The sequence below is a fragment of the Clostridium culturomicium genome (assembly GCF_000821305.1).
In the GTDB taxonomy this organism is placed as follows: domain Bacteria; phylum Bacillota; class Clostridia; order Clostridiales; family Clostridiaceae; genus Clostridium_J; species Clostridium_J culturomicium.
On record NZ_CCXK01000012.1, the window covers coordinates 230,654 to 246,242 of the forward strand.

A 15,589-nucleotide genomic window follows, 5' to 3' on the forward strand; every position below is an offset into this window, starting at 1 on the left:
ATTTTAACTAAATGAAACCGATTGGAGGATTAGAAATTGATAAATTTAAAGAAGGTATTAGCAGGGGTTATGGCATCTGCCATGATGTTTTCAGCAGTGGGATGCAGCATGGTAGAAAAAACAGAAGAGGGAATAAGAAAAACAGTTGTTGCTAAAGTGTATGGAGAAAAAGTAACACTTGGAGAAATAGACGATAGCTTAGATGGTTTTTTTGTTAAAGTTAAAGAGCAGTATGGCGAAAACTACAAAGAGAATGCTGAAGTTATGCAATATATAGCACAGCAAAGACTAAGCGTCCTTGATACTGCTGTACAAGATAGAATATTTGCAGCAAAGGCTAAAGAATTAAATATAATGCCTACAGATGAAGAGTTAACTGCAAAGGCTGATGAGAAGCTTACAGAAATGAAAGCTGCTTATGAATCAGAAGAAAAATTCAAAGAGACTCTTACTATGCTAGGAGTTACTGAAGAGGAATTAGTTAAAGATGTTAAGTTATCAACTATATCTGAATTAGTTTATGATGAAGTTACAAAGGATGTAAAACCAACAGAGGAAGATTATAAGAAATACTATGAAGAAAATAAAAATTCTTATACAGAAAAAACTAATAGAGTTAGACCAGCTCATATAGTTGTAAAGGATGAAGCTACAGCTAAAGAAATCATTGAGAAGTTAAATGGTGGTGCTGATTTTGCAGAGCTTGCAGCAGAGTATGGAACTGATGCCACTAAGGATAAGGGTGGAGATTTAGACTGGGTAGAGTATAATAGTACACAAATAGATCAGACTTTTTTATTAGCAGCTAAAGCTTTAGAGAAAGGCGCTTATACACCAACTCCAATTCATACTCAATTCGGATATCATGTAATCAAATGTTTAGATAAAGAAGAATATCCAGTTCAAGCTTATGATGAAGTTAAAGATAAAGTAGAAGCTGCTGTACTTAAAGAGCAAAAGGATGCTTTATGGAAAGAGACTTTTACAAAGTGGCAAGAAGAAGCAGATGTAAAATTATATGAAGAAAAATTAAGTGAATAGACTATAAAGGGAACCAATATTAAATTATTGGTTCCTTTTCTTTTAATGAAAAAATTTCTAGAGTGCATAAAATTTACGTTAAGAAGGATAATAATAGCATTCATAGATTATTTTGATGATTTTTAAAGGAGGTAAAGCAAACTAATGAAAGCAACTGGTATAGTTAGAAGAATAGATGATCTTGGTCGTGTTGTTATACCTAAAGAGATTAGAAGAACATTGAGGATTAGGGAAGGAGATCCATTAGAAATTTTTACAGATAGAGATGGAGGAGTTATTTTAAAAAAATATTCTCCAATTGAAGAGCTAAGTGAGTTTTCTAGAGAATATAGTGAAGCTCTTCATCAGACTATAGGACATATTGTAATGATCTGTGATAAAGATACTATTATATCTGTAAGTGGTGGGTCTAAAAAAGAATATGGAGATAAGAAAATAAGCAATGAAGTAGATAAGATTATGGAAATGCGTAAAGCTGTAAATTTAGATAAAGCAGCACAACCAGTTATTCCTATTTGTGAAGGTGAAGACAGTACAGAATACAAAGCACAAGTGGTTGCGCCTATTATCGCTGAAGGCGACACTGTTGGAGCTGTTATAATCGCTACAAAAGAGGATGTTAAACTTGGAGAAATCGAATTGAAATTAGCTGAAACTGCAGCAGCGTTTCTTGGAAAACAGATGGAACAGTAATTTCGGAATTTTAATTAATTTATTTAGTGAAATTAGTTTAAGTTATTTAAAAAAACAAAAATGTAATAAAAAATCACACAGATTCTGTGTGATTTTTTATTGTGATGATTATTATATACAAAAGGTACTAAAATGTTCCTCTGAAAAATACTTATTATTATACTAAGAGTTTTAAGGAGGAAATATGAAAAAACAATCGTTAATAAAAGGTACCATGATATTAGGATTAGCAACGATTTTTGCAAGATTTTTAGGCTTGTTTTTTAGAATACCAATACAGCAGCTGATTGGGGATGAAGGGATGGGGTATTATCAAATGTCCTATCCGTTATATATGACCTTTGTAGCAATAGCTTCTGGAGTACCAATAGCTATGTCAAAGCTTATTTCTGAATTTAATGCAAAGCAGGATGTACATGCAGTTAGAAGTGTATTAAGTCAAACTTTGAAAATTATGATTCCTCTTGGATTTGTGGCATCATTTTTGATGCTTTATTTTGGTAAGCAGATAATTGATGTATTAAAGTGGGATGTTAGTTCTTATAATTCATTTATGGTTATTTCTCTTGGACCAATATTTGTTTGTATCATGTGTACCTTTAAAGGGTATTTTCAAGGGATGCAAAATATGAATAGTACTGCAGTATCTCAAGTGCTAGAACAGTTTGGAAGAGTTATATTTGGAGTTCTGTTTGCGTATTTGCTTTTACCGAAGGGAATTGCATATGCTGCAGCAGGAGCTGCATTTGGAACCGTTGCAGGTGGAATTGTAGGGAGTATATATTTAGTAATAAAATATTTTAAGGTTGAAAAAGGGGTTCCGAAAGTTAAGGGAAAAAAGGAACGCAGAATTACTGGGATGATATTAGATGCAGCATTGCCTATTTCTGTTGGAGCTGCTGTTGGGACTATAATGTCACTTATAGACTCAATAATTGTACCCCAAAGACTATTAACAGCAGGGTTTACTAGTGCTGAAAGTGCGACATTATACGGCCAATTCACCGGAAAGGCCATGACTATTCAGAATGTACCCTTAGCTCTTTCTATGGCTTTGTGTGCTTCGCTAGTACCTATAATATCGGAGGTCTATGCTTTGCATAATAGAAGTGAGCTGGAACGTAGGGTTAATATGGTCTTTAAACTTTCATTTGTAATTGGGATTCCTAGCTTTTTAGGGTTATTCTTTTTAGCTAGGCCGGTAATGGGCTTAGTTTTCATGGGGGATATCGGTGGACATGAAATATTAAAATTATTATCAATTACACTTCCATTAATAATAATTACTCAAACCACTACCTCGGTTTTACAAAGTTGTGGCAAGTACATGACACCTGTATATTATTTAGGGGTTGGGTGTATATTTAAAGTTGTAATAACTTATTTTTTAGTTGCTAACCCACAGTTTAATATATTTGGGGCTATTATAGGAAGTATAGTTGGTTATGCAGTTACGGCAATGTTAAATATAATTGAAGTTAAGAAGCTATTACGTGTAAAAATAAGCCTCAACGAGATTATCATAAAGCCTTTGTTTATATCTTTAATTATGATAATTGCGGTTGTTTTTATTTATAATAATGTCTATAATTATACAATGAGTAACGGAATATCTTGTATATTAGCGGTTTTCGTGGGAGTTATAATCTTTGGCATCTTAGCGATATTATTTAGAGTATTTACGATTGAAGATGTAATGGGTAAACTTAATAGAAATTAATAGAGGAGTAGATTCAAATGATTACAGTGGTTGGTCTGGGACCTGGTTCTAAGAATGCATTAACCATAGGTGTACTAGAGGTATTAAAAAACAATTCAAATATTTACTTTAGAACTGAAAAACACCCAAATGTAGAGTATTTAAAATCATTAGGGGTTCAATTTGAAACATGTGATAAATTTTATGAGAAGTATGATAGCTTTGACGACATATATAAAGCAATAGCAGAAGAATTAATAAAGCTTCATGAGGAAAAAGGGGATTTAGTTTATGCTGTACCAGGGCATCCTTTAGTTGCAGAGAAGTCGGTAACACTGCTTTTAAACCTTTGTGAGGAAAATTGTATTGAAAGTAAATTGATGCCTTCAGTAAGCTTTATAGATGCTGTTATTGAAAGTTTAAAGCTTGACCCAATAGAAGGGGTTAAAATAGTTGATGCTTTTGATATAAAAGACCAGATTATGGATAAGAGAATTGGTATGGTTATAACCCAGGTATATAACAAGTTCATAGCTTCTGAAACAAAGCTGGCTTTGTGTGAGTACTACAAAGATGATACAGATATTATTTTTGTTAGAGCAGCTGGAGTTGAGGGGCTGGAAAGCATAAGAACAATTAAATTATATGATTTAGATAGACAGGAAGATATAGATTACTTAACTTCAATATATATTCCGAAGAAACCTTATGAAACTAAGGATTTTCAAGATTTATTAAGTGTGATGGAAACCCTTAGGGGGGAAGAGGGTTGTATGTGGGACTTAGAGCAGACTCATGAAAGTTTAAAAAGATACTTGATTGAAGAGTGTTATGAGGTTATTGAAGCCATAGATGAGGAAGATGACGAGAAGTTAATTGAAGAGCTTGGAGATGTACTTTTACAAGTTGTATTTCATGCACAGATTGGCAAGGAAGATGGATACTTCAATATTAACGATATAATTCAAGGTATAACTAATAAAATGATATCTAGGCATCCGCACATATTCTCAGATGTAAAGGTCAGAAGCAGCAAAGAGGTTTTAGATAACTGGGAAGATATAAAGAAGAAAGAGAAGAGTATGGAGACTTATACCGATGAGCTTAAGCATGTTCCGAAATGTCTTCCAGGACTTATGAGAGCTGAAAAGGTCCAAAGGAAGGCTGGAAAGGTTGGTTTTGACTGGAATGATGTAGAACCAGCAATGGAAAAGGTTCTTGAAGAACTTCAGGAGATAAAAGATGTATATAAAGGTGGAGAAATGTCAAGAATACAGGAGGAAGTGGGAGATTTAATCTTTGCTACAGTAAATATTGCAAGACTTCTTGACATTGACCCAGAATTTGCAGTAAATTATACTATAGATAAGTTTATAAAACGCTTTCAATTTATAGAAGAATCTGGGATTCAAAAAGGGCTTGATATGAAATCTATGACCCTTGATGAGATGGATGTTTTGTGGGAAGAAGCAAAAAAAAGCTAATTTTCAACAAAAGTATAACTTTTTCAACAAAAAAAGAAGGATTTCAGAAAATTTATAAGAATAATATTGTAAGTAATGTTTCATATAATTATAATTATATGGAGTTATCATTTAAGGAGGTACTATTGTGAACAAATCAGAATTAATCGCAAAAATGGCTGAGAAATCAGGACTAACAAAAAAAGATAATGAGGTAGCTTTAAAGGCATTCATAGAAGCTGTTGAAGAAACTCTTGAAAGTGGAGAAAAAGTTCAGCTAGTTGGATTTGGAACATTTGAAACAAGAGAAAGAGCTGCTAGAGTTGGAAGAAACCCAAGAACTAAGGAAGAAATCCAAATTCCTGCATCTAAAGTTCCAGTATTCAAAGTTGGTAAAGAGTTCAAGGACAGAGTAAATAAATAGTTCTTTTGAAAAAGCCTAGATTTTTCTGGGTTTTTTCTTATATTTAAATAAATAATATTTGTGGTAGTATATCACGTTAAAAGTGAAAAGGGGATGAATTCATGAGATTAGACAAGTACCTTAAGGTTTCAAGAATAATAAAAAGAAGAACAGTTGCAAAAGATGTATGTGAAAATGGGAGAGTTTCTATAAATGGAAAGGTTGCTAAACCTAGTACAACAGTTAAAGAAGATGATATTATAGAAATTCAATTTGCTAACCAACTATTAAAAGCAAAGATAGTTAACATTGCTTCACATGTAACTAAAGAAGATGCCAAAAAGATGTACGAGATATTAAGTGGTGTTGAGGATAAAGAATAAAATATAGCATAAATTACAAGCGAGTGAATATATCTTTATAGAAAACTAAAATCATAGTTATTTTTAGGAGGATTTTATGGAACAAAATAAAGATATATCAATGGAGAATGGCAAGAGTTCTCTAACTTTAGAAAATAGAAAAAAGATGACTTTAAATGGGGTATCTGAAATAATTAGTTTTAATGAAGATCAAATACTACTCATTACAGTTCTGGGGAATATAGATATTCGTGGTGAAGACTTAAAAATGACAAAGCTTGATGTTCAAAATGGTGATGTTGTGATTACAGGAAGGATATCTTATGTAGTTTATACTACAGATGAAAAGAAACCAAGAAAGCAAAATGGTATTCTATCAAAGGTATTTAGGTAAATAGTATGATATTTGATATGAATAGACAGATAACCTTGTTTATATTTTCTTTAATAAATGGTATGGCTGTTGGAGTATTATATGATTTTTATAGAGTAATCAGGGGGTTTGAAGAGCCGGGAAAAATAATTACTGCAATTCAAGATATGCTTTTTTGGATTTTAACAGGAATATTGATATTTATATTGATGATGTACACCAATTATGCATATATGAGTTTTAATGTATTTCTATATAACGGGTTAGGGCTTCTTTTATATTTTAAGCTTATAAGCAGACGCGCTATATTAGTTTGTGATAGAGTGATTGAGTTTGTAGTTACACTTACAAGGATAGTTTTTAATTGGTTATTTTACCCTTTAAGAATTATTTTTCACAAATTAAGAAAAAAAGCATAAAATAATTATGTTAATACTTGAAGAAAATAAAAATACAAATTACAATATATTTATAAGGTTTGAGTAATACCAATGTAAAGTGAGATTTAGGCAAGCCTAAATGGAAGAAAGGGATATCGATATGAAGAAATTCAACTTGAAAAAGGTAATTCTTTTAGTTGTAGTGTTATACGTGGGATTTATATTTGTAAATCAGCAAATAATAATGTTTAGGCAGCATAGAGATATTCAGAAGTATACAGCGGAATTAAATGACATTGAAGCAAAGTATGAAAAACTTCAAGAAGAATATAAGCTTTCTCAAGATGATGCTTACATTGAGAGGATAGCAAGAGAGAAGCTAGGGTTAATAAAAGAGGGAGAACAAACTGTTTTACCTAGCAAATAATAACATTGTAAGTTACTATATTTTAATTTAAAATTAGATATAGTATAATATATATTTAAATTATTAATTTAAGGAGGGTCTTTTTAATATGACCTTAAAGGCTGGAAGCATTATTGAAGGTAAAGTAGTTAATATCACAAACTTTGGTGCATTTGTTGAAGTGGAGGGTAAAACAGGACTTGTACATATATCAGAAGTATCTGATGTATTTGTAAAGAATGTACGTGATCATTTGAAAGAAGATGACGTTGTTAAAGTTAAAGTTATATCTGTTGATGATAATGGAAAAATGAGTTTATCCATAAAACAAGCTGGAACACCAAAAAAATCTTTTAAACCTGTAGAAATAGATTGGCAGAAGGAAAAAACTAAGACTGCAAACGTATCTAGTTTTGAAGATAGAATGTCTAAGTTTCTAAAGGATAGTGAGGAGAGATTCCAAGATCTTAAAAAGCATCAAGATGGCGGTAAAGGCAGAGGCTATAGTAAAAGAGGATCAAATTAGTTTATACTAAATTTTAAGAGTGCTTTATTGGCACTCTTGCTTTTTATTGCAAGCAATATTTTACATAAAATAACTGATAAAATATTACATATAAAAAAGTGAAAAAATAGTGTTGACATAATAAACATTATACCATATAATAAATATTGTCGCTGAAAGGTGATAGCCAAATGCTTGAGTGGCGGAACTGGCAGACGCACAGGACTTAAAATCCTGCGGTGGTTAAACATCGTACCGGTTCGATTCCGGTCTCAAGCACCAAATATCGCGAGGTGGAGCAGTTGGCAGCTCGTCGGGCTCATAACCCGAAGGTCGCAGGTTCAAGTCCTGCCTTCGCAACCATGTGGCGGAATAGCTCAGCTGGCTAGAGCATTCGGTTCATACCCGAAGGGTCGTAGGTTCAAGTCCTATTTCCGCTACCATATTTTTAAAAATTAAATTTGCCAAAGTAATGAGCTTGAGTGGCGGAACTGGCAGACGCACAGGACTTAAAATCCTGCGGTGGTTAAACATCGTACCGGTTCGATTCCGGTCTCAAGCACCAATATCGCGAGGTGGAGCAGTTGGCAGCTCGTCGGGCTCATAACCCGAAGGTCGCAGGTTCAAGTCCTGCCTTCGCAACCATGTGGCGGAATAGCTCAGCTGGCTAGAGCATTCGGTTCATACCCGAAGGGTCGTAGGTTCAAGTCCTATTTCCGCTACCATATTTTTAAAAATTAAATTTGCCAAAGTAACGAGCTTGAGTGGCGGAACTGGCAGACGCACAGGACTTAAAATCCTGCGGTGGTTAAACATCGTACCGGTTCGATTCCGGTCTCAAGCACCAAATATCGCGAGGTGGAGCAGTTGGCAGCTCGTCGGGCTCATAACCCGAAGGTCGCAGGTTCAAGTCCTGCCTTCGCAACCAAAAAACTCACAAACTTTCGTTTGTGAGTTTTTATTTTATCTTAATTTTTATTTTATCTTAAATTGTAAAAAAGAATAAACTACATTATATTCAATAGTCAATAAAAGTATTATAAAAGTTTTCAACATAAAACCTTTTTTATTGTAGGTTTATGACAAAATGACAAAGTTATATTAGTGCAAAGGTAAAAAAATAGTAATAAACATATAGGGAAAAAACACAGTTATTTTTATAACTGTGTTTTTTTATGAGGTAAATTAAAAATTAAAGATAAATACTTTGGGAGATAATGTTGGAAAGTTTTTTGAATGTAGGTATATAAAATTACAATTATTTCCATGGAAGGTTGCTATAATTACTTTATAAAATATGGCGGAGGAAATGATTATGCAATTTGGAGAAGAAATTAAGACCTATGAAAGAATAAGAAGTAACATGGTTGCGACTAAGGATAGAAAGAGTCAGAGAGTTCAGCTTATTTTGGAAATCTCAACATTGTTTTTGACGGCTATGCTTATTAGCAGAGTTATAATGATAAATAAATCGGCACCATTTGGAATAGCGTTTGTGTTAACTATGCTGTTATACGGTGATAGTAAATTATCTCTTATATCTGGAGTTGGAGCTATAATTGGGTATGCTACGATAAATGGGCATTTAAGTAATACCATATTATATATAAGTGTGGTAGCAACTTTAGTTGTTATTTATCTCATTGTGAGTAATTTCTTAAAAAAAGAACTTCACAAACCAGTAATGCTGACAGTGACGGTTATAGTTGTCTGTGGCTATGTGATGCTCATGAGTGACAATACCGCAGGGATAGCGCTGGGGAATGCGGCAATAGAACTTGTTGGCATAATACCTGTTTATCTTATATTAGAGTACAGCTTAAATAATATAAGGAAGATAAAAACAAGACATTTATTTTCTAATGAAGAGATAGTTGCAATGAGTACTTTGGTGGCATTAGTTATAGCAGGTACTTGGAATGTGGAATTTTTCAATATATCTTTGACTCCAATTTTAAGTGTGGCTTCTGTTGTTATTATTGGGTACATTTGTGGGGTGAGTATTGGATCTACAGCTGGGGTTGCAATGGGAGTCTTGGTTGGTATGTCGAATAACAATATATTTGCTTATGCTACATTATTAGGGCTGTGTGGATTAGTATCAGGGATATTTAGAGAAGGCGGCAAAGTAATTTCTGCAATTGCTTCTTTTATTATATTCTGCATAATTAAATTTTATATTACAACTTATATGCCTATAGGTATAGATAATTTTATTCTTGTTGAAGGTGTTCTGGCAACAGTAATATTTTTATTAATACCAAATAAGATTTATGAAGTTGTATCTAATGAAATGGATATTGAAAAGAAAAATCAAGTTTATGAAGAAGGCTATATAAATAAGGTGAAAAATATATTTACAGAGAGATTGGACAAGTTCTCTGAAGTGTTAATAAATATGTCTTCTACTCTAACTAATTTAGCTGATAATGATAAATTGGATATGAATACAAAGAGCAGTGGGTTAGTTGAAAATTTGGCTAACAGAGTTTGTAACACCTGTGATACATGCACGATTTGCTGGGGCAGGGAGATGGTCAACACCTATAAGGCATTTGAGGATTTAATTGAAAATGCACAAAATGGATCATCTGTATTTCCTGTTGTCTTGGAGAAGAAGTGTATGAAGAAGGGTGCCTTAATCAGAAATACGGAAGATGTTATAAATAAATTTGTTATTAATGAAATGTGGAGAAGTAGATTGGCAGAGGGGAGGGAACTTATAGCTAATCAGTTCAATAACATGGCGAAGTCTGTTGATGAAATTATGGAAGAGTTTTCAGCAGATTTTAATGAGGATAAGGGGGTAGAGAAAAAGTTAGAAAGAATATTTGAAAAGTATGATATAGAAGTAGAGGATGTATTTGTAATAAAAGATAAATTTAATAGAGCTGATATACAAATAGTAAGTGATTCGTGTAATGGAAGAAACCTATGTGTTAAGAAGATGCTGCCACTTATAAATGAATGTGCAGAGTATCCTATGAAATTAAGAGAAAATGGGTGTAGAATTGATCCTATCACGAAGAAGTGTACCGCTAGATTTTGTGAAGTGCCTAAATTTAATATTAAAACCAGTGTAGCTCGTGCATGTAAAGATGGTCAATCAATTTATGGAGATAATTTTGATTTTGGTGAGTGCATAGATGGAAGCTACATGATGGTGTTAAGTGATGGAATGGGCTCTGGACCACAAGCTGGAAGGGAAAGTAAAGCAGTTGTAGATTTAATAGGTAATTTTACTTCAGCTGGATTTAGCAGGACAACAGCAATCAATACTGTTAATTCCATAATGAGTTTGAAGTTTTCAGAGGAGGAAAAGTTCTCCACGGTAGACCTTAGTGCAATAAATTTATATAGTGGAGATGTAGATTTTATAAAGGTTGGCGCTGTGGCAAGTATTATTCAAAGTGGAGATACCATAGATATAGTAAAATCAAGAAGCTTACCTATAGGAGTATTAGATGAAGCAGATATTGAGATCTATAATAAGAAGGTTAAAGCTGGAGATTTGATTGTGATGCTTACAGATGGTGTTATCGACAATGATGAGGAAAATAGAGGAAGAGTTGATTGGATATTAGATTATTTGTGTAGAAACAATGATCTGAGTCCAGAAGAGATTGCTAAGGGCGTTGTAAAACTGGCTAAGGAGAGTGGGAATAACAAGGTTAGCGATGATATGACCGTAATGGTATCAAAAGTGTATAGTGCTTGATAAATTCAAATTAAGGTAGTTACAGTAGTTACAAGGTAGTTACAGATGTTTGAGAGTTTTATGGTTTTAAAGGTGGTTAAATAATTTTAATATGGGCAATTATAAAAATGAAGAAATGTTAACTGCATTTCTTCATTTTTGTTATATTTATTTTAAATTTTTTGCATATGTGATATTATGACTAAAAACAATATTTTAGGAAGTGTGTTTAATGAGTGAAAATATAAATAATATATCCTTGGAAAATACCATGAATAAGGTTATAAATACTATAAATGAAAATAAAATGATTAATGAGGGTGATGGAATAATTGTAGCTCTATCGGGTGGACCAGATTCTATGTGTCTGCTTCACATTTTACACTCATTAAGAAAGAAATATAATTTAACCATTTATGCAGCCCATATAAATCATATGCTTAGAGGAAATGAATCTGATATGGATGAAAGGGTTTGTGAAGAGTATTGTCAAAGTCTTGGTGTGGAATTCTTTAGCCGCTCTGTCGATATAGAAAAAATGGCATTAGAGCAGGGTATATCAACCGAGATGGCTGGAAGAGATGCTAGATATTCTTTTTTTGAAGAGTTAATGAATAAAGTTGGGGCTCAAAAGATTGCAGTTGCTCATAATCAGAATGATCAAGCAGAAACAGTTTTGATGAGACTTATGAGAGGAACTGGAATTGAGGGGCTAGTTGGAATTAAACCTGTTAGAGATGAAATATTTATTAGGCCAATTATAAATGTTACTAGAACAGAAATTGAGGAATATTGTGAAACTAATAAATTACCAGCTAGAATAGATAAAACGAACTTTGAACCTATTTACTCAAGAAATAAAGTGAGATTAGAGCTTATTCCTTATATAGAGAAGAATTTTAATGGAGATATAATAACTACCTTAAGCAGAATGTGTGAATTGATAAAAAGAGATGAAGAATTTATTCAAGAAAATGTTACCAAATATTTCGAAAAAGTCTGTGATATCAGTGACGAAAAGGTTATAATATATAATGACGCATTTAATCTTCATCCGGCTGTGATAAGTAGGATAATACGAAAAGCGCTATTAATCTTTAAAGGTGATATAAATAATATACAAAGTATACATATTGATAATGTGATTAAGATACAAAGATCTGAAACAGGTAAGTTTACAGTAGTGCCTAAAGGAATTGTTATTACAAACGTATATGGCAATATCGAGATAACTAGAAAGCAGCAAAATAGGGAAATTCATAAATCTAACATAAATGAATGTTTAGAGCTTAAAATGGGAGATAATTATGTTGAAAATCTAGGTGTCAATATTAGGATAAAACAGGTATCTAATAACAAATCAATGAACTTTAAGGGAAAAGAAAATGTGAAGTATTTTAACTGTGATAATGTAAAAAATATCTCTGTGAGGGTTAGAAAAGATGGAGATAGATTTGTTCCTTTTGGAATGAAGGGCAGTAAAAAACTTAAAGATATATTTATGGACCTTAAGGTGCCTAGAGATAAAAGAGATTTTGTACCGCTGATATGTTTTGATGAAGAGATTTCATGGATTGTAGGATATAAAATAAGTGATAAATTTAAGATTCATGAAGGTGTGAAAAATATAATAGAAGTAACAGTTGAAAGGCAGGAAAAGAATGAATAAGGATATTAAAGAGGTTTTGCTAACTGAAGAAGTACTAATGGAAAAAATAAAGGAGATGGCAGCTGCGATTTCTAAAGAATATGAAGGCAGAGAATTGATATTATTAGGAATTCTTAAAGGTTCTGTAATGTTTATGTCTGATTTGATGAAACATATAACAATACCTTGTAAAATGGATTTTATGGCAGTTTCAAGCTATGGATATGCCACTGAATCTTCAGGAATAGTAAAAATAATTAAAGATTTAGACTTTGAAATAAAGGGTAAAGATGTACTGATCGTTGAAGATATAATTGACAGCGGGGTTACTTTAAAGTACTTGATGAGTTATTTAGGTGCAAGAAGTCCTAGAAGTCTTCAAATTGCATGTTTATTAAATAAACCAGAGAGAAGAAAAGAAGAGTTAGATGTTAAGTATTGTGGATTTGATGTGCCAGATCACTTCTTGGTTGGATATGGACTAGATTATGCAGAGGTATATAGAAACCTTCCATATATAGGTATATTGCATGAAAGAGTATATATGAAATAATAAATCCTTATAATATACAAATAGGAATATTATAAATTTAATATATCAAAGAAGTATATAAGTTAAATGGGATTAATTTACCAATAATTAATATTATAAATGTTGTAATCAAAAAATTCCTATGATAGAATTTTTAGTGATATTACGAACCGCAGAGAGGGGGGCTTTAAGTGAAAAAATTTTCTAGTGCAACAATCTGGTTTTTAGTGTTAATCCTAGTTATATTATCAGCGCTATCTCTATTTAGTAGCTCTGGAACTCTTAAAGAAATTACAGTAAATGAATTTGAGCAGCATATGTCAAAACATGAGGTTTTAGAATCTCAATTGTCACCGGATGCAAATGCTGTATCAGGAAAACTAGCAGATGGCACTGAATTTACAGTCAATATAATAAAAGAGAGATACTTAGAAATTCTTAAACAGTATCCAAACCCAAATATGAGTGAGGAGTATGAACCACCAAAAACAATGCCATTGTGGATGAGCATTTTACCAACATTACTTCTTGTTGGTATGGGAGTATTTGTTTTTGTATTGTTTATGAATCAGTCAAGCGGTGGCAGCGGTGGCGGCGGCCGTGGAGTTATGAACTTCGGAAAAAGCAAAGCAAAGATGGCAGTACCTTTAGAAGGTGATAAAAGAATAACCTTCCAAAACGTTGCTGGAGCTGATGAAGAAAAGCAGGAACTTGAAGAAATTGTAGATTTTCTTAAAAATCCTAAGAGATATATGGAAGTTGGAGCAAGAATTCCTAAAGGCGTGCTTTTAGTAGGTCCTCCAGGAACAGGTAAAACTCTTCTTGCAAAAGCTATTGCAGGTGAAGCTGGTGTTCCATTCTTTAGTATATCAGGTTCTGACTTTGTTGAAATGTTTGTTGGAGTTGGAGCTTCAAGAGTTAGAGATTTATTTGAACAAGCAAAGAAAAATTCACCATGTATCATATTTATAGATGAGATAGATGCTGTTGGTAGACAAAGAGGAGCCGGCATGGGTGGTGGACATGATGAAAGAGAGCAGACACTTAACCAGCTTCTAGTTGAAATGGATGGTTTCGGTGTTAATGAAGGAATCATCATGGTTGCAGCTACAAATAGACCGGATATCTTAGACCCAGCTCTTTTAAGACCAGGTAGATTTGATAGACAAATTGTTGTTGGAGTACCTGATGTAAAAGGAAGAGAAGAAATTTTAAAGGTACACTCTAAAAATAAGCCTTTAAACGAAGATGTGGACTTAGCACTTCTTGCAAAGAGAACTCCAGGATTTACAGGAGCTGATCTTGAAAATCTAATGAATGAAGCAGCACTTTTAACAGTTAGAGCAAGAAGAAAAGTTATAACTATGGTTGAACTTGAGGAAGCTATAACAAGAGTTATGGCCGGACCAGAGAAGAAATCAAGGGTTATTAGTGATAAAGATAAAAAGCTTACTGCATACCATGAAGCTGGCCACGCAGTAGTTTCTAAATATCTTCCAAACTCTTATGCTGTTCATGAAATAAGCATAATTCCTAGAGGAATGGCTGGAGGCTATACACTTCACCTTCCAAATGAAGATACAGCATATACTTCTAAATCAAAGCTTAGAGATGATATGGTTGGACTTTTAGGAGGAAGAGTTGCAGAGGCACTTATCCTTGGAGATATAAGTACTGGAGCTAAAAATGACATTGACAGAACAACTGCTATAGCTAAGAAGATGGTTATGGAATATGGAATGACTGATGCGTTAGGTCCAATATCTTTTGGTAAGGAAGATGGAGAAGTATTTATGGGAAGAGACTTTGGAAGAACCAGAGACTTCTCAGAAGAAGTAGCTTCAAAGATTGATAGAGAGATTAAGGCTCTTATAGATGAAGCATATGAAAGAACAGAAACAATTCTTAAAGACAACATTGATAAGCTTCATGATGTTGCGGGGGCTCTACTTCAAAGAGAAAAACTTGTTGCAGAAGAATTTAATGCAATAATGGAAGGTAAAACTCTTGAGCAGTATGATGCTGAAAAGCGTTTAAAAGAGCTTGCAGAGGGTAAAGGAAATCAAATGGGTAATGAAGGAGATGCAGTTGATACTGTTGCTGCTTCAAATGATGAATTTGTAATTTCAAATACTAATGGAGCTGATGAACAATCAGAGCAAAAAACTGATAATGATGATTCAATAAATAATTTTTAGGAAGAAAAAGTTGAAACTGGCTAGTGATTAAAAACTAGCCAGTTTTTTTATTAAAAATTAACAAATTTAATTTAAATGTGAGATACAAATTTGCTAATTATTACGGCAATGTTAAATAATTTTTTCAAGGATTAGTTTGCTTTTTTTATAAAAATACTTGTGTTATAATGGGCGTATTGGAAGACGGTT

The 15,589-nt window shown here is 32.9% G+C and carries 14 protein-coding genes and 8 tRNA genes; all 22 read left to right on the plus strand.

Annotation, left to right across the window (positions count from 1 at the left end; genetic code table 11):
* Positions 1 to 36 precede the first annotated feature (36 nt).
* The 22 genes from BN1075_RS01750 to ftsH all read left to right on the plus strand — a co-directional run bounded on the left by BN1075_RS01750 (position 37) and on the right by ftsH (position 15,400).
* The gene (locus BN1075_RS01750) at positions 37 to 1,041 is read left to right on the plus strand and encodes a peptidylprolyl isomerase (protein ID WP_040191301.1); all 1,005 of its coding nucleotides are present in this window, start codon (positions 37 to 39) and stop codon (positions 1,039 to 1,041) included.
* Positions 1,042 to 1,185: 144 nt separating this feature from the next.
* Positions 1,186 to 1,734 (plus strand): stage V sporulation protein T, encoded by a 549-nt coding sequence (spoVT, locus tag BN1075_RS01755; protein ID WP_040191302.1) that lies wholly within the window; start codon positions 1,186 to 1,188, stop codon positions 1,732 to 1,734.
* Between the two features lie 184 nt (positions 1,735 to 1,918).
* Positions 1,919 to 3,454 carry a putative polysaccharide biosynthesis protein gene (locus tag BN1075_RS01760; protein WP_040191303.1) on the plus strand — a complete coding sequence of 512 codons (1,536 nt, stop codon included), beginning with the start codon at positions 1,919 to 1,921 and terminating at the stop codon, positions 3,452 to 3,454.
* 17 nt (positions 3,455 to 3,471) lie between these two features.
* Complete coding sequence (gene yabN, locus BN1075_RS01765) at positions 3,472 to 4,917, plus strand: bifunctional methyltransferase/pyrophosphohydrolase YabN (protein WP_040191304.1); 1,446 nt, start codon at positions 3,472 to 3,474, stop codon at positions 4,915 to 4,917.
* A gap of 127 nt (positions 4,918 to 5,044) precedes the next feature.
* Positions 5,045 to 5,320, plus strand: a complete 276-nt coding sequence (locus BN1075_RS01770; RefSeq protein WP_040191305.1) for an HU family DNA-binding protein — start codon at positions 5,045 to 5,047, stop codon at positions 5,318 to 5,320.
* 101 nt (positions 5,321 to 5,421) lie between these two features.
* A complete protein-coding gene (locus BN1075_RS01775; RefSeq protein ID WP_040191307.1) occupies positions 5,422 to 5,682 on the plus strand; it encodes an RNA-binding S4 domain-containing protein in 261 nt (86 codons plus the stop codon).
* A gap of 76 nt (positions 5,683 to 5,758) precedes the next feature.
* Positions 5,759 to 6,055: a sporulation protein YabP gene (yabP, locus tag BN1075_RS01780; RefSeq protein WP_040191308.1), complete on the plus strand. Its 297-nt coding sequence runs from the start codon at positions 5,759 to 5,761 to the stop codon at positions 6,053 to 6,055.
* Between the two features lie 17 nt (positions 6,056 to 6,072).
* Entirely contained in the window at positions 6,073 to 6,453 is a 381-nt protein-coding gene (gene yabQ, locus BN1075_RS01785; protein ID WP_235777735.1) for a spore cortex biosynthesis protein YabQ, read from the plus strand.
* 100 nt (positions 6,454 to 6,553) lie between these two features.
* On the plus strand, positions 6,554 to 6,841 hold the full coding sequence (locus tag BN1075_RS01790; RefSeq protein ID WP_235777736.1) for an FtsB family cell division protein: 288 nt from the start codon (positions 6,554 to 6,556) through the stop codon (positions 6,839 to 6,841).
* An 88-nt stretch (positions 6,842 to 6,929) separates the two neighbouring features.
* On the plus strand, positions 6,930 to 7,346 hold the full coding sequence (locus tag BN1075_RS01795; RefSeq protein WP_040191311.1) for a S1 domain-containing RNA-binding protein: 417 nt from the start codon (positions 6,930 to 6,932) through the stop codon (positions 7,344 to 7,346).
* Between the two features lie 172 nt (positions 7,347 to 7,518).
* Positions 7,519 to 7,607, plus strand: a tRNA-Leu gene (locus BN1075_RS01800).
* Positions 7,608 to 7,612: 5 nt separating this feature from the next.
* Positions 7,613 to 7,688, plus strand: a tRNA-Met gene (locus tag BN1075_RS01805).
* Between the two features lie 3 nt (positions 7,689 to 7,691).
* Positions 7,692 to 7,768 (plus strand) — tRNA-Met (locus tag BN1075_RS01810).
* 33 nt (positions 7,769 to 7,801) lie between these two features.
* Positions 7,802 to 7,890 (plus strand) — tRNA-Leu (locus tag BN1075_RS01815).
* Between the two features lie 4 nt (positions 7,891 to 7,894).
* A tRNA-Met gene (locus BN1075_RS01820) sits at positions 7,895 to 7,970 on the plus strand.
* A gap of 3 nt (positions 7,971 to 7,973) precedes the next feature.
* Positions 7,974 to 8,050 (plus strand) — tRNA-Met (locus BN1075_RS01825).
* Positions 8,051 to 8,083: 33 nt separating this feature from the next.
* Positions 8,084 to 8,172: transfer RNA gene (locus tag BN1075_RS01830), tRNA-Leu, on the plus strand.
* Between the two features lie 5 nt (positions 8,173 to 8,177).
* Positions 8,178 to 8,253 (plus strand) — tRNA-Met (locus BN1075_RS01835).
* 387 nt (positions 8,254 to 8,640) lie between these two features.
* The gene (gene spoIIE / locus BN1075_RS01840; RefSeq protein ID WP_040191312.1) at positions 8,641 to 11,043 is read left to right on the plus strand and encodes a stage II sporulation protein E; all 2,403 of its coding nucleotides are present in this window, start codon (positions 8,641 to 8,643) and stop codon (positions 11,041 to 11,043) included.
* Positions 11,044 to 11,254: 211 nt separating this feature from the next.
* Positions 11,255 to 12,691, plus strand: a complete 1,437-nt coding sequence (gene tilS, locus BN1075_RS01845) for a tRNA lysidine(34) synthetase TilS (protein WP_235777737.1) — start codon at positions 11,255 to 11,257, stop codon at positions 12,689 to 12,691.
* Positions 12,684 to 13,223 (plus strand): hypoxanthine phosphoribosyltransferase, encoded by a 540-nt coding sequence (gene hpt, locus BN1075_RS01850; RefSeq protein ID WP_040191313.1) that lies wholly within the window; start codon positions 12,684 to 12,686, stop codon positions 13,221 to 13,223. The genes tilS and hpt overlap by 8 nt, the downstream gene beginning before the upstream one ends.
* Before the next feature lie 170 nt (positions 13,224 to 13,393).
* Complete coding sequence (gene ftsH, locus BN1075_RS01855) at positions 13,394 to 15,400, plus strand: ATP-dependent zinc metalloprotease FtsH (RefSeq protein ID WP_040191314.1); 2,007 nt, start codon at positions 13,394 to 13,396, stop codon at positions 15,398 to 15,400.
* Positions 15,401 to 15,589: the final 189 nt, after the last annotated feature.

Excerpts from the sequence above, each read along its gene's own strand:
- spoVT (WP_040191302.1), top strand. The coding sequence starts at position 1,186 with ATGAAAGCAACTGGTATAGTTAGAAGAATAGATGATCTTGGTCGTGTT.
- BN1075_RS01760 (WP_040191303.1), top strand. The coding sequence starts at position 1,919 with ATGAAAAAACAATCGTTAATAAAAGGTACCATGATATTAGGATTAGCA.
- yabN (WP_040191304.1), top strand. The coding sequence starts at position 3,472 with ATGATTACAGTGGTTGGTCTGGGACCTGGTTCTAAGAATGCATTAACC.
- BN1075_RS01775 (WP_040191307.1), top strand. The coding sequence starts at position 5,422 with ATGAGATTAGACAAGTACCTTAAGGTTTCAAGAATAATAAAAAGAAGA.
- yabP (WP_040191308.1), top strand. The coding sequence starts at position 5,759 with ATGGAACAAAATAAAGATATATCAATGGAGAATGGCAAGAGTTCTCTA.
- yabQ (WP_235777735.1), top strand. The coding sequence starts at position 6,073 with ATGAATAGACAGATAACCTTGTTTATATTTTCTTTAATAAATGGTATG.
- BN1075_RS01790 (WP_235777736.1), top strand. The coding sequence starts at position 6,554 with ATGGAAGAAAGGGATATCGATATGAAGAAATTCAACTTGAAAAAGGTA.
- BN1075_RS01795 (WP_040191311.1), top strand. The coding sequence starts at position 6,930 with ATGACCTTAAAGGCTGGAAGCATTATTGAAGGTAAAGTAGTTAATATC.
- spoIIE (WP_040191312.1), top strand. The coding sequence starts at position 8,641 with ATGCAATTTGGAGAAGAAATTAAGACCTATGAAAGAATAAGAAGTAAC.
- tilS (WP_235777737.1), top strand. The coding sequence starts at position 11,255 with ATGAGTGAAAATATAAATAATATATCCTTGGAAAATACCATGAATAAG.
- hpt (WP_040191313.1), top strand. The coding sequence starts at position 12,684 with ATGAATAAGGATATTAAAGAGGTTTTGCTAACTGAAGAAGTACTAATG.